General features: G+C 65.4%; 12 protein-coding genes. All 12 read left to right on the top strand.

Annotated elements, in window-relative coordinates; genetic code table 11:
- The first annotated feature begins 38 nt into the window (after positions 1-38).
- The 12 genes from NUH86_RS10445 (at position 39) to murG (ending at position 13,212) form a co-directional block, all read left to right on the top strand.
- On the top strand, positions 39-344 hold the full coding sequence (locus NUH86_RS10445; protein ID WP_267249445.1) for a hypothetical protein: 306 nt from the start codon (positions 39-41) through the stop codon (positions 342-344).
- A 44-nt stretch (positions 345-388) separates the two neighbouring features.
- Positions 389-1,537 (top strand): hypothetical protein, encoded by a 1,149-nt coding sequence (locus NUH86_RS10440; RefSeq protein ID WP_267249444.1) that lies wholly within the window; start codon positions 389-391, stop codon positions 1,535-1,537.
- A gap of 236 nt (positions 1,538-1,773) precedes the next feature.
- The gene (locus tag NUH86_RS10435) at positions 1,774-2,271 is read left to right on the top strand and encodes a division/cell wall cluster transcriptional repressor MraZ (protein ID WP_267249443.1); all 498 of its coding nucleotides are present in this window, start codon (positions 1,774-1,776) and stop codon (positions 2,269-2,271) included.
- Positions 2,268-3,230, top strand: coding sequence for a 16S rRNA (cytosine(1402)-N(4))-methyltransferase RsmH (rsmH, locus tag NUH86_RS10430; protein ID WP_267249442.1), 963 nt, complete (start codon positions 2,268-2,270; stop codon positions 3,228-3,230). Before NUH86_RS10435 ends, rsmH begins: the two co-directional genes overlap by 4 nt.
- Entirely contained in the window at positions 3,227-3,880 is a 654-nt protein-coding gene (locus NUH86_RS10425) for a colicin transporter (RefSeq protein ID WP_267249441.1), read from the top strand. Before rsmH ends, NUH86_RS10425 begins: the two co-directional genes overlap by 4 nt.
- A gap of 1 nt (position 3,881) precedes the next feature.
- Positions 3,882-5,582 (top strand): peptidoglycan D,D-transpeptidase FtsI family protein, encoded by a 1,701-nt coding sequence (locus NUH86_RS10420; RefSeq protein ID WP_267249440.1) that lies wholly within the window; start codon positions 3,882-3,884, stop codon positions 5,580-5,582.
- Position 5,583: 1 nt separating this feature from the next.
- Entirely contained in the window at positions 5,584-7,038 is a 1,455-nt protein-coding gene (locus tag NUH86_RS10415) for a UDP-N-acetylmuramoyl-L-alanyl-D-glutamate--2,6-diaminopimelate ligase (RefSeq protein WP_267249439.1), read from the top strand.
- Entirely contained in the window at positions 7,035-8,438 is a 1,404-nt protein-coding gene (locus tag NUH86_RS10410) for a UDP-N-acetylmuramoyl-tripeptide--D-alanyl-D-alanine ligase (protein WP_267249438.1), read from the top strand. The genes NUH86_RS10415 and NUH86_RS10410 overlap by 4 nt, the downstream gene beginning before the upstream one ends.
- Positions 8,438-9,511: a phospho-N-acetylmuramoyl-pentapeptide-transferase gene (gene mraY / locus NUH86_RS10405; RefSeq protein ID WP_267249437.1), complete on the top strand. Its 1,074-nt coding sequence runs from the start codon at positions 8,438-8,440 to the stop codon at positions 9,509-9,511. The genes NUH86_RS10410 and mraY overlap by 1 nt, the downstream gene beginning before the upstream one ends.
- A gap of 5 nt (positions 9,512-9,516) precedes the next feature.
- Positions 9,517-10,824 carry a UDP-N-acetylmuramoyl-L-alanine--D-glutamate ligase gene (murD, locus tag NUH86_RS10400; RefSeq protein WP_267252100.1) on the top strand — a complete coding sequence of 436 codons (1,308 nt, stop codon included), beginning with the start codon at positions 9,517-9,519 and terminating at the stop codon, positions 10,822-10,824.
- 22 nt (positions 10,825-10,846) lie between these two features.
- On the top strand, positions 10,847-12,049 hold the full coding sequence (locus NUH86_RS10395) for an FtsW/RodA/SpoVE family cell cycle protein (protein WP_267249436.1): 1,203 nt from the start codon (positions 10,847-10,849) through the stop codon (positions 12,047-12,049).
- The gene (murG, locus tag NUH86_RS10390) at positions 12,046-13,212 is read left to right on the top strand and encodes an undecaprenyldiphospho-muramoylpentapeptide beta-N-acetylglucosaminyltransferase (protein WP_267249435.1); all 1,167 of its coding nucleotides are present in this window, start codon (positions 12,046-12,048) and stop codon (positions 13,210-13,212) included. Before NUH86_RS10395 ends, murG begins: the two co-directional genes overlap by 4 nt.
- The last annotated feature ends 29 nt before the right edge of the window (positions 13,213-13,241 follow it).

Genomic DNA, 13,241 nt, shown 5'->3' with positions numbered 1-13,241 from the left:
GACAAGGGTCGCGGCGGCGAAGAAAAGAGCACGCTATCATGGCTGAAACACCCCGCCAACAGGAAGGGTTGCAGCGTGTCCAGATCGGCCTCACGGGGCTGGCGGGCGTGGTGTTGCTCGTGGGTCTGGCGAATATCGTGATCGACAAGGCGCGGATCGACGATCCATCGGTGCCGCCGCCGACCGTGCCGACGCTGGACGTCAATGCCGTGGCGCCCAAGGAGCCGCTGGCGGAACTGGGCGTGCAGCCCGCGCCGGAACAGGCGCCGATCGTGCCGGATTTGCAGCCCGATCCCAATTTGAAGAAACCCATGGATCGCGAGATTCCGCCGGCTTCGCGCTGATTGGCGGCGGGTCGGGCTTGAAGGTAGCGCTTCGGACATTTCTGATGCTGGCTCTGCCGGGGGTGGCGGTGCTGCTCGGCGGCCTGCCAGCGCTGTTGCGGACGGGGCAGGTCGACCCGCGCGGGTGGATGGTTCCCACATTGTTGCTGGTCCCGGCGGCGGCGTTTCTCAAGGCTCGACGGGGCGAGGGTGCGGCCTGGTGGGCAGGGTTGGGAACGGTTGGGACGGTGTTGTCCTGCGCGTTTCTGGCGGCCTGGTGGATTCCGGCCTTCGGATCGGTGCTGTGGTTTTTGTCTTTGGCGGCGCTGGCTACGATTGCCGGGCTGACGTTCACAAAAACAGGTTGGATGGGGTGGCTGGGGTGCGGTCTCCTGGCTTTGATGGTCTGCTGGCTTGCGGGGCAGCCTCGCATTCAACCCTCGCCGGGGAAGCAGGCCGAACTGGCGGTCATCACCGGCCTGCCGCTATTCTGGCGTGAGGATGGCGATAAGGCGGACGCCCCTATCATTGCGGTCCTGCGCCAACGTTTCGGCGTACAAGCCGTCGACAGTCCCATGGCTCTGGAGAAAGGCCGGGCCAAGGCGTTGCTGCTCGCCCAGCCGCGCGCCTTTTCCATGGATGAACTGGTCGCGCTGAATGCGTGGATCGACAGGGGCGGCAAAGCGCTGATCCTGGCAGATCCGGAATTGCGCTGGCCGATGGACTTGCCGCTGGGGGATCGGCGCCGGCCGCCGGCCGTAACCTTGTTGGCCGCCATGATCGAATATTGGGGCGTGAGGCTGATGCCCCCTTCCCCTGGCGAAAAGCGCCATTTTCTGGGCGATGGGCGGGTGCTGACCCTCTACGCCGCCTCCGGTTTCCAGAATGCCGGGCCGAATTGCCGGATCGCCGGGCGCGGCCTGGTGGCGCGCTGCACCGTGGGGAAGGGCGTCGCGACCATCGTGGCCGATGCGGATTTGGTCGACGACCGGCTCTGGCTGGCCGATCCGGCTGCGCCGCTGGAGCCGGATCAATGGATCGCGGACACGCCGCAATTCGTCGCCGGGGCTTTGGGCGGAGAACTTCCCGCCCGGCGGCGTTGGGTCCGTTCGGGCGATGCGCTGGTCAATGCCGTTCGCTGGGCGATTTTGGCCGGGATTTTCTGGGCGGGTTTGGGAACGGCGCTGTTCTGGCGGAGGAGGCCCGCTCCTTAGGCCTTCATTCACCTTCACCTCGCTCTTATGAAACCGGCAAAAGGCGATTAAATACCAGAACAAAACAGGATTTCCCGGCTTTTCCCAAAATATCCCTTTTCTTGAACCCCATGGCTTGGTATTTAAAGGCCATAGGGGTTTGTCAGGCTTTGCTAGTCCTGTGAGCCGGTTCGTCGTTGTGTCGATCCGGCCGGCGACGGCCTGCGCCCTGGGAACAGAGGGGCAGCGGTCCAAAAGTGTCGGAAGTCATTCTCTTTACGGGCAACGCATTCAGCGTCGCGGACGGCAAAGGCCGTTTCGTGCTGCCCCTGGAGATGCGTCGGCAGGTCAAGCTCTCCAGCGGCAATGAAACGCGGCTTTTCCTTTCGGTCCATGGCGGCAACCCCTGCGCCACGGCCTTTGGCGAGTCGCACCGCCGCCATCTGTTCACCGAGGTCGAGGAACTGGCTCGCGAAGCGCGCGCCCAGGGCCGCGACTATGATGCCGATCTGGAAATGGAACGACGGCTCGGAACCATCGAAGAGGTGAATTTCGACGAAGGTGGCCGCTTCGCCATGCATCCCGATATCAAGGAGGAATATGGTATCACCGACGCCGTGTTCTTCTATGGCGTGGGCCGTTATATCCAGATCTGGAAGCCCGAAACGTTGGTCGATAGCAAGGACCGGCCCGAACTGATCCGCAACAAGGTGCGGCGCTGGCTCGACCAGCGGGCGGCGGGAGGCGGCAAGTGAGTGCTTCCGTCGATCAAGCCAAAGACCCTGATCGCCACATTCCGGTGCTCATCGATGAAGTGCTCGACGCCCTCGCCATCAACCCCGGCGAGGCGCATGTCGACGGCACGTTCGGCGCGGGCGGCTATGCCAGCGCGATGGCGGCGAAGGGGGCGAAGGTGTTCGCCTTCGACCGCGATCCCGATGCGATCCGCGAAGGGCAGGCGTTGGCGGATGAAAAGGGCATCACCCTGATCGCGGGCGAATTTTCGCGGATGGAGGAATATCTAGCGGAGCGCGGCGTGACGTCGGTTTCGGGCGTGACGTTGGATATCGGCGTGTCCTCTATGCAGTTGGACCGGCCGGAGCGGGGCTTTTCCTTTCAGGGCGACGGGCCGCTCGACATGACGATGAGCCGGAGCGGGATGAACGCCGCCGATTTCCTGAACAATGCCCCTGAGCAGGAAATTGCCGATGTGCTGTACCGCTATGGCGAGGAGCCGCGTTCGCGCCGGGTGGCGAAGGCGATTGTCGAGGCGCGCCCGCTGGAGCGCACCGGGCAGTTGGCGAGCGTCGTGCGCCGCGCCCTGGGCTACAAGCCGCATGACAAGAAAGACCCGGCGACCCGGACCTTCCAGGCGATCCGCATCCATGTGAACCGCGAACTGGAGGAACTGGAGCGCGGGCTGGAGGCGGCCGAGGCCATATTGGAGGAAGGCGGCCGGTTGGCGATCGTAACCTTCCACAGTCTGGAGGACCGCATCGTCAAGCAGTTCCTGCGCAACCGCAGCGGCGGGGATGCGGGCGGTTCGCGCCATATGCCGCAAAAGCAGTCCGGACCCGCGCCGACCTTCGCCAAGCCCGCCAAGGCGGTGCGGCCCGGCATGGTGGAACTGGCGCGCAACCCCCGCGCCCGATCCGCCACGCTGCGCAGCGCCATTCGTACTTCCGCGCCTGTTTCCAGGAGTTCCCGCTCATGATCGCGGTCAAGAGATTGCAGGGTCTGATCTGGATTCTCCTTGTCGCTCTGGGGGCGCTGGGGGCCTATATGGTGTCGCTGAAGGTCGCGACCGAGCGCAACGAACTAATGAAGGTGCGGGTGCAGATCGCGCGGGCGAAGGCCGATATCCGCTATCTGGAGACGGAATTCAGCGCGCGGGCGAATATGCGCCAGTTGGAGCGCTGGAATCAGGATGATTTCATGTATGCGACGCCGACCGCCCAGCAATATCTGGCGGGCGAGCGCGCTTTGGCGCATCTGGACGGCGTGCAGCCCAACGGGCCGGATTATGTCGCGCCGCCAGTGATGGTGGCCATGGTGCAGACGTCCGCCGACCTGCCCTCAGCGCCGCAGGCCGCCCCGGCCAGCCCCGCCGCGACGCAGATTCGCAGCGACATCGCCGTGATCCGCGAAGCCCATGCCGCCGACAATGTCGACAAGCTGGCCAAGGCCGCGCCGGTCAAGACGGCGAAGGAAAAGGCGAAGGACGACGCCGACATGTCGAAGCCCAATCCGGTCGTGCGCCGCGTCGAGCGGATGGCGATGCTGGACGCGAAGCTGCTGGACGACAGCACTCTGGGCGATCTGACGGCGCAGGCGAAGCGTGAGCGGCGCAAGGGGGATCGCTGACATGGCGACGATCATCGTCCAACCGGGGGGAGCGAGGGCGGGCAGGCAGCGCGTCGACCTGACGGCGATCGCGCATAACCGGCTGATGCTGCTGCTGATCCTGTTCCTGGCTGTTACGGGCGTGTTGATCCTGCGGCTGGCCTGGGTCGGGATTTTTTCGGGGAGCGGGCGCGGGGGCGATGTCGCGGCGGGCCTGCCTGCCCGCGCCGATATCGTGGATCGCAACGGCGTGCCGCTGGCGCGGACGATGGACGCCTATTCCATCGCGGCGCGGCCGTCCAGGCTGATCAGCGATCCGGCCGACCTTGCCCGCAAGCTGCACGAAATCTTCCCCGATGAACCGGAGGCAGCCTTCTACAAGAAGCTGACCGGCAAGGGCTGGGCCTATCTGCGCCGTCGCGCGCTGCCGGAGGAAGTGGCGGCGGTGAATGCGCTGGGCGAGATCGGCATCGAATTTCCCCGCGAGAAGGAGCGGCTCTATCCGCAGCGCACCCTGGCGGCGCATGTGCTGGGCTTCGCGCCTGACGCGGACGGCAAGGGCGGCATGGGCGTCGAGGCGGCGTTCAACGACCGGCTGACCGATGCGGCGTTGCGCGGGCAGCCCTTCGCCATGTCCATCGACAGCCGGGTACAGGGCGCGCTGGAGAGCGAGCTTTACGCGCAATTGGTGCAGACCCGCGCCAAGGGCGCGAGTGGCGTGATCCTGGACGCGAATAGCGGCGAGGTGATCGCCATGGCGTCGATCCCCGTCTTCGATCCCAACAAGCTGCAAAATTATGCGGGAAAGAACTGCAGCGAATCGCCGCTCTGCAACCATATGGTGCAGGCGCGCTATGAACTGGGTTCGGCGTTCAAGCCGCTGTCGATTGCTGCGGCGATGGACCGGGGGGTCGTCACCTCCATGTCCAAGACCTATGACGCGACGGCGCCGCTGGGCATTGCAGGCTTCCGCATCAAGGACGACCATCCGCTCGGTCGCTGGATCAACGTGCCGGAGATATTGGTGCACAGCTCCAACATCGGCACGGCGCGGATCGCGGACCAGATGGGTGCGGAGCCTTTGCAGCATCTTTTCCGGGAGTTGCATTTCGACCAGCGCGCCCCGATCGAACTCAACGAGCGCGCCGGGACCCTGTGGCCCGCCAATTGGGGGCGCATCACGACGCTCACCGTTTCCTATGGCCATGGCATCGCCGTGACGCCTTTGCATCTCGCTTCGGCTTATGCGGCGCTGGTCAATGGCGGGCTGTGGCGGCCCGCTACGCTGCGCAAATTGAAGGTGGATGAAGTGCCGGAGGGGCGGCGCGTCTTTTCCGCAGCCACCAGCGCGCGGATGCGGCAACTGTTGCGCATGATCGTCGCGGCGGGTACAGGTCGCAGCGCCGACGCCAAGGGTTACCGGGTGGGCGGCAAGACGGGTTCCGCAGAAAAGCCCCAAGAGGGCCGGTACAACAAGACTTCGCTGGTGACGACTTTCGCTTCTGCCTTCCCGATGGACAATCCGCGCTACGTGGTCCTCGTCACCATGGACGAGGCAACGGGCCAATATGGCCTGCGCACGGCGGCCTGGACGGCGGCTCCGGTGGTGAAGCGGGTGGTTGAGCGCACCGGGCCGATGCTGGGCGTGCTGCCCGACGAGCGGCGCGACGTCGATATTTCCGACCTCATGCCGTTGCTGCACGGCGACAAGGAGAAAGAATGAGATGCGCCTCGGGTCGCTGATCGAGGGGCTGGATGTGAAGCTCGACACCGGTGCGTTTCCGGATGCTCTGGTGTCGGGCTTCGCGATCGATAACCGGAAGGTCGCGCCGGGCACGGTGTTCGGCGGCTTCCTGGGCGCGCGGGTGAATGGCGAGGATTATATTCCCGCTGCCGTGCAGGCCGGCGCCGTGGCGGTCGTCGCCCGGCCCGAGGCGAAGGTCGATGGCGCGATCCATATCGCCCACGACAATCCGCGCCGTTTGTTCGCGCAGTTGGCGGCGCGCTATTTCGCGCCTTTTCCGGATATAACCGTGGCCGTCACCGGAACCAACGGCAAGACCTCCACGGTGGAACTGGCGCGGCAATTGTGGCGGATGCTGGGGCATCATTCGGCCTCCATCGGAACGTTGGGCGTCACCACCTCGGTCGATCAGGTCTCCACGGGGCTGACCACGCCGGACATCGTGACCTTCCTGTCCAACATGTCGGGTCTGAAGCGCGAGGGCATCACCCACGCCGCGTTCGAGGCGTCGAGCCATGGGCTGGCGCAATATCGGACGGAGGGGCTGCCGGTATCGGCGGCGGCCTTCACCAACCTGTCGCGTGATCATCTCGATTATCATGGCGACATGGACAGCTATTTCGAGGCCAAGATGCGGCTGTTCGACGAGGTTGTCGCTCCGCAAGGCGCGGCGGTCGTCTGGGCCGACGATGCATGGTCGGACAAGGTCATCCAGCGGGCTACGAAGCGGGGGCTTCGTGTGCTGAGCGTCGGGGTGCAGGGGCAGGCTTTGCGCCTTGCCAACCGCACCCCGACCCAGTTGGGCCAGACACTGGAAGTCGAGGCAGCAGAGGAGTTTGGGGGCAAATCCTATAAGGTCAATCTGCCGCTGATCGGCGCCTATCAGGCGGCCAACGCGCTGACCGCCGCTGGCCTGGTGATCGCGGGCGGCGAGGATGTGGGCAAGGTGCTGGAACTGCTGGGCCGGGTACAGCCGGTGCGCGGGCGGCTGGAGCGAGCCGTCATCACGCGGGCGGGCGCGCCGGTCTATGTCGACTATGCGCACACGCCCGATGGCCTGCGCGCCGCCATAGAGGCGCTGCGTCCGCATACGAAGGGCAGGCTGATCGCGCTGTTCGGCGCGGGCGGGGATCGCGATGCGGGCAAGCGTCCGCAAATGGGCAAGGTCGCCGCTGACCTCGCCGATCATGTGATCGTGACCGACGACAATCCGCGTTCGGAGGAGCCGTCCTCGATCCGCGCCGCCGTGATGGCGGGCGCGCCGGGGGCGGAGGAGATTGGCGGACGCCGCGCAGCCATCGCCGCCGCCATTGCGCGGGCCGGGGCGGATGATATCGTGCTGCTCGCGGGCAAGGGGCATGAGCAGGGGCAGATTATCGGGGACCGGGTATTGCCCTTCGACGACGTGACCGTGGCGCGGGAATGCGCCGGATGAGCGCGCTCTGGACCTCCGAAGAGATTGCGCAGGCAACAGGGGGCGTCGCTTCGGCGCCCTTCGCCGTTTCTGGCGTGGCGTTCGACAGCCGCGAAGTGACCGGTGGAGACCTGTTCGTCGCGATGAAGGGCGAGGCGACGGACGGTCATTGCTTCGTCGACAAGGCGTTCGGGCAGGGCGCGGCGGGGGCTATCGTCAGCGAAGCCATCGCCCATCCGCATGTGCTGGTGCCGGACAGCGCGGCGGCGCTGGAGGCGCTGGGCCGGGCCTCGCGGGGACGGATGCAGGGCAAGGTGGTGGGCGTCACCGGATCGGTCGGCAAGACCGGGACCAAGGAAGCCTTGTTCCATGCGCTGGATCGCATTGCGCCGGGCGAGGTGCATCGCTCGGTCAAGAGCTACAACAACCATGTCGGCGTGCCTTTGAGCCTGTCGCGGATGCCGCGGGAATCGGCGTTCGGCGTGTTTGAAATGGGCATGAACCATGCGGGCGAGCTGGCCGCGCTGACCCGGCAGGTGCGGCCGCATGTCGCCATCGTCACCGCCATCGCGCCTGCCCATATCGAATTTTTCGGCACCGAAGAGAAGATCGCGGAGGCCAAGGCGGAGATTTTCGAGGGGCTGGAACCCGGCGGCACGGCGGTCATCCCTTATGACAGCCCCCATGTCGCTGCCCTTTACGCGAAGGCTGAGAAGCACGCGGCGCGCATCCTGACCTTCGGTTTCGATAGCGGGGCCGATGTCCACGCCCGCGAGATGGTTCCGGCGGCGGGCGGTGGTACGCTGGTTACGGCGGCGCTGCCGGGCGTCGAACTGTGCTTTACCGTGGGCGCGCCGGGCGACCATTGGGTGTCCAATGCGCTGGCGGTGCTGGCGGCGGTCGAGGCCCTGGGTGGCGATCTGGCGGCGGCGGGGCTGGCGCTGGCGGAGATGCCGGGGCTTCCGGGGCGCGGCGAGCGGCGGATCGTGCAGGTCGCGGGCGGAGAGGCGTTGCTGATCGATGAAAGCTACAATGCCAATCCGCTCAGCATGGCGGCGACGCTCAAGCAATTGGGGCGGGAGCAGGCCGACCGGCGCATCGCCGTGCTGGGCGGGATGCGCGAACTGGGTGACCGCAGCCGGGAACTTCATGCCGGGCTGGTCGAGCCGTTGAAGGCGAGCCATGTGGATTATGCCATCCTCGTCGGGGACGAAATGCAACCGCTGGCCGAGGCGTTGGCCGAAGAGCCGGGTGGGGTGATCGCCTTCGATCATGTGCCGGACACGGCGAAGGCGACCGACCTGCTTCAAAGTGAAATGCGCGCAGGCGACGCGATATTGGTGAAAGGCTCGAACGGCATCGGCCTGTCGCGCATCGTCGCCGCGCTACAGCCGAAAGAACCTAAAGAAGTGGCGAACTGATGCTCTACTGGCTAGCCCAGACCATGGATTTCGCGGGTGTGTTCAACCTTATCCGCTATTTGAGCTTCCGCGCCGGCGCCGCGATCGCGACCGCGCTGATCATCGGCCTTGTCATCGGGCCACGCTTCATCGGCTGGTTGCGGGTGCGGCAGGGCAAGGGCCAGCCAATCCGCGACGACGGCCCGCAGACGCACCTCGCCAAGCGGGGCACGCCGACCATGGGCGGCCTGATGATCCTGACATCCATGGTGTCGTCGGTGCTGCTGTGGATGGACCTGTCGTCCATCTATGTCTGGGCATGCCTGTTCGTGACCCTGGGCTTTGGCGCCATCGGCTTCATGGATGACTATGACAAGGTGACGAAGGCCAGCCACAAGGGGCTTTCCGGCAAGATGCGCCTTGCCTTCGAATTTCTGATCGCGGGCTTTGCGGCGTGGCTGATTGTCAGCCAGCATGGCAATACCGCGCTCTATGTGCCCTTCTACAATGGTCCGGCGATCGAGTTGGGGCCGTTCTATTTCCTTTTCGCGGCCTTTGTGATCGTGGCGTTCGGCAATGCGGTGAACCTGACCGATGGCCTCGACGGGCTTGCCACCATGCCGGTCATCATCGCCTGCCTTGCCTTCACGGCGATCGTCTATCTGGTCGGGCGCGCCGATTTCGCCAATTATCTGGGCATCCCGCATGTGCCGGGGGCGGGCAACCTCACGATCCTGTGCGGCGCGATCATCGGGGCGGGCCTGGCCTTCCTCTGGTTCAACGCGCCGCCCGCCGCCGTGTTCATGGGCGATACGGGCAGTCTGGCGCTGGGCGGCACCATCGGCGTGATCGCCGTCACCGCGCATCATGAAATCGTGCTGGGCGTGATCGGCGGGCTGTTCGTGGTGGAGGCCATGTCGGTCATCATCCAGGTCTTCTTCTACAAGCGGACCGGCAAGCGCGTGTTCAAGATGGCGCCGATCCACCATCATTTCGAGCAACTGGGCTGGGCCGAGCCGACCGTCGTGATCCGGTTCTGGATCATTTCCTTCGTGCTGGCGCTGGCCGGTCTCGCCACGCTGAAGTTGCGGTGAGCGCGATGGGGATCGTATCCGACATCTTTGCGGGCAAGCGCTACGCAGTGTTGGGGCTGGCGCGATCCGGCCTCGCCACAGTCGAATGCCTGGCGGCGAGCGGGGCGCAGGTCGTCGCCTGGGACAGCCGGGAAGAAGCCCGCGCCGCCGTCGCGGCCAAGGCGGAACTGGCCGATCCGGCGGAGATCGACCTCAAGGGCTTTGACGGCGTGGTCGTGTCGCCCGGCGTGCCGCTCAACAAACATCCCATCGCCATGCATGCCAAGCTGGCCGGGGTGCCAATCATAGGCGACATAGAATTGTTCGCGCTGGCCCGCCCGGCATTGCCCCGTCATCGCGTGGTCGGCATCACCGGCACCAACGGCAAATCCACGACCACCGCGCTGGTCCATCATATCATCGAGACGGCGGGCATCCCGACCCGCATGGGCGGCAATATCGGCCTGCCCATCCTTGGCCAGAATCCGCTGCCGGACGGCGGCGTCTATGTGCTGGAACTGTCGAGCTATCAGATCGACCTGACGCAAAGCCTGGATTGCGATGTGGCGGTGCTGCTCAACATCACGCCGGATCATCTGGATCGCTATAATGGCTTTGAAGGCTATGTGGCGTCGAAGGCGCGGTTGTTCGGTATGCAGTCGGCGGGGCATGTCGCCGTCATTGCCGCCGAAGATGAGCCTAGCCGCAAAATTGCGGATGATTTGAAGGGGCGCGCTGTGGTTGAGGTGCGATCCGGCGACATCGATCCCGCAGCGCAAGCCGGCTGGCCGTCTCTCCAGGGGCCGCACAACGCCCAGAACGCCGCCGTCGCGATTGCCGTCGCCCGCGCGCTCGGCATCGATGAGGCGACCATCGAACAGGGCCTGCAAAGCTATGCCAGCCTGCCGCACCGGATGCAGCGGGTTCGGGAGTTGAACGGCGTCCTCTACGTCAACGACAGCAAGGCGACCAACGCCGCCTCGACCGCGCCGGCGCTGGCCGCCTACCCGCCGGTCGATGGGCGCAAGCGGCTGCACTGGATCGTCGGCGGCCTCGCCAAGACCGACAATCTGGATGAATGCGCGCCCTATTTCGGCAATGTCGCCCATGCCTATACCATCGGTGAAGCGGGGCCTATGTTCGCTGAACTGTTGCGTGCCTCTATGGCGGTGGATGACAGCGAGATGCTATCCGCCGCCGTTCGCCGCGCGGCGCGGGTGGCGCAGCCGGGGGATGTGGTGCTGCTGTCGCCCGCCTGCGCGAGTTTCGACCAGTTCCGCGATTTCGAGGCGAGGGGTGATGCCTTCGCCGCCGCCGTCGCGGCGTTGGAATAGGTTGCATTGGAGGGGCCGGGGCATGTTCAGGGCAGGCGAGCTTGTCAAAGAGTTCAGGAACCGCACCGTCCCGCGTGAGCGCACGGCGCTGGCCATCTGGTTCTGGGAAATCGACCGCTTGCTGTTGTCGCTGATCGTCGCGTTGATGGCGATCGGACTGGTGGCGGTGGCCGCCGCTTCGCCCGTCGCGGCGATCGACCGGTCGACCAGCACGGTTTCGGTGACTCCGCTCATTTATTTCTATCGCCAGTTGATGTGGGTGTTCATAGGCCTGCCGGTCATGCTGGTGATTTCCATGCTCCCCCGAACGCAGGCGCGCAGGCTGGCCTTCATCCTGTGCATCGTCTTCGCGGTGGCGCTGCTGCTGGTGCCGGTGCTCGGCTCCGTGGTGAACGGGGCGAAGCGCTGGATCGACCTGCCGGGTTTCCGTTTTCAGCCATCGGAGTTCCTGAAGCCCGCCTACGTCGTCACCATGGCCTGGCTGCTCTCCTTGCGCGGCAAGGATATGACGCTGCCCGTGATCCCGCTGACGGGCGTGCTGACGCTGCTGATCGCGGCGATCCTGATGAAGCAGCCGGACTTCGGCCAGACGGTGATCTTCCTCGCCTGTTGGGGTGGTTTGCTGCTGCTGTCGGGCGTGTCGATGCGCTTCATCGGGGCCATGACCGGGCTGGGCCTGGGCGGGCTGGTCATGATGTATATGTTCTATGAAAATGGCCGCCAGCGCATCAACGACTTCCTGGGCATCGGCGTGGCGCAGGATGTCGGGCCGGACCAGACCGAACTCGCCTTCCGCACCATCACCCATGGCGGTTTCCTGGGCGTCGGACCCGGTGGCGGGCAGAATAAATTCCGCCTGCCAGAGGCGCATACCGACTATATCTTCTCCGTCATCGGGGAGGAATTCGGCCTGCTCGCCTGCATCGGCATCGCCTGCGTCTATCTGGCCATCGTCGTGCGCGTGTTCCTGCGCATGCTGGACGAGGACGATAATTTCACCATCCTCGCCGCGGCGGGCCTGACCACGCAATTCGGATTGCAGGCGATCATCAACATGGGCGTGAACGCGCAGATATTTCCTTCCAAAGGCATGACGCTGCCCTTTATCAGCTATGGCGGCTCCTCTATGCTGGCGCTTTGTATCGGCGTCGGCCTGCTGCTCGCGTTCACGCGGCGCAATCCCTTCATGGGTCGGCACACGGTCGTCAAATGGAGTGGTCGATGAGCATTTCCCGACACTTCGTCCTCGCCGCGGGCGGGACGGGTGGTCATATGATTCCGGCGCATGCCGTTGCGGAAGAGCTGATGCTGCGCGGCCATCATGTCGCGCTGGTGACGGATGAGCGCGGCGCGAAGATTCCCGGCATCTTCGACAAGGCACAGGTCCATGTCATGCCCGCCGGGCGTATGACCAGGAATCCGAAAAGCTGGGCAGGGGCGTTGAAGGCGATCCTGGCGGGTCGCGCCATGTCCCGGCGCCTGAACGAGACGTTCCGCCCGACCGCGGTGGTCGGCTTCGGCGGCTATCCGGCGATGCCTGCCCTGCTGGGCGCGCTGGCCGATGGCATCCCGACCGCAATCCATGAGCAGAATGCCGTGCTGGGCCGGGTGAACCGCTATCTGGCGAGCCGGGTCGATGCGATCGTGACGGCCTATCCGGATGTTCAGCGGCTCAAGGGCAAATATGCCGACAAGGTCCATCTGATCGGCAATCCCGTGCGCGATGAAGTGAAGCAGCTTCGCGAGGAGGAGTTTCCGGCGCTCACCGACGAGAGCGTCTTCCGCGTGCTGGTGATCGGCGGCAGTCAGGGGGCGACGATCCTGTCGAGCGTGGTGCCCGATGGCCTGGGCATGTTGCCGCTCAGCCTGCGCCGCCGCCTGCAAGTGACCCAGCAATGCCGCGCCGAGGACATTGAGCGCGTGCGCAAACTCTATGCCGATCTGGAAATCCCGGCGGACCTTGCGACCTATTTCAACGATGTGCCGGAAAAACTGGGCTGGTCGCATCTGGTGATTGCGCGGGCGGGGGCTTCGACGCTGGCGGAGCTGACCTGCGCGGGCCGTCCGGCGATATTGATCCCGCTGCCCAGCGCGATGGACGACCACCAGACCGCCAATGCCCGCGAAATGACAGAGGCGGGCGGCGCGCGCACCATCCCGCAGGCGCGCTTCACGGCGGTCGAACTGGCCAAGCAGATGCAGAAGATGGCGCTGGAACCCGGCGCCCTCCAGAACGCCGCCAGACGCGCCCGCGCCTGCGGCCGCCCCAATGCCGCGCGCGACATGGCCGACCTGCTGGAAAGCATCGGTCCCGCGCCCATCGTCAATGACCCGCTGCGCGTCGGCCCGACGCCGACCAGCCTCAATTTGCAGGGCGTTCCTGCATGACTTTCAAACAACCTCCGCTTCACTACGTT

It is taken from the genome of Sphingobium sp. JS3065 (assembly GCF_026427355.1).
In the GTDB taxonomy this organism is placed as follows: Bacteria; Pseudomonadota; Alphaproteobacteria; order Sphingomonadales; family Sphingomonadaceae; genus Sphingobium.
This window is presented reverse-complemented; position numbering and strand designations above follow the sequence as displayed.

Bases quoted from the DNA above. Each gene is read 5' to 3' on its own strand.
- NUH86_RS10445 (WP_267249445.1), top strand. From the start codon at position 39: ATGGCTGAAACACCCCGCCAACAGGAAGGGTTGCAGCGTGTCCAGATC.
- NUH86_RS10440 (WP_267249444.1), top strand. From the start codon at position 389: ATGCTGGCTCTGCCGGGGGTGGCGGTGCTGCTCGGCGGCCTGCCAGCG.
- NUH86_RS10425 (WP_267249441.1), top strand. From the start codon at position 3,227: ATGATCGCGGTCAAGAGATTGCAGGGTCTGATCTGGATTCTCCTTGTC.
- NUH86_RS10420 (WP_267249440.1), top strand. From the start codon at position 3,882: ATGGCGACGATCATCGTCCAACCGGGGGGAGCGAGGGCGGGCAGGCAG.
- NUH86_RS10415 (WP_267249439.1), top strand. From the start codon at position 5,584: ATGCGCCTCGGGTCGCTGATCGAGGGGCTGGATGTGAAGCTCGACACC.
- NUH86_RS10410 (WP_267249438.1), top strand. From the start codon at position 7,035: ATGAGCGCGCTCTGGACCTCCGAAGAGATTGCGCAGGCAACAGGGGGC.
- mraY (WP_267249437.1), top strand. From the start codon at position 8,438: ATGCTCTACTGGCTAGCCCAGACCATGGATTTCGCGGGTGTGTTCAAC.
- murD (WP_267252100.1), top strand. From the start codon at position 9,517: ATGGGGATCGTATCCGACATCTTTGCGGGCAAGCGCTACGCAGTGTTG.
- NUH86_RS10395 (WP_267249436.1), top strand. From the start codon at position 10,847: ATGTTCAGGGCAGGCGAGCTTGTCAAAGAGTTCAGGAACCGCACCGTC.
- murG (WP_267249435.1), top strand. From the start codon at position 12,046: ATGAGCATTTCCCGACACTTCGTCCTCGCCGCGGGCGGGACGGGTGGT.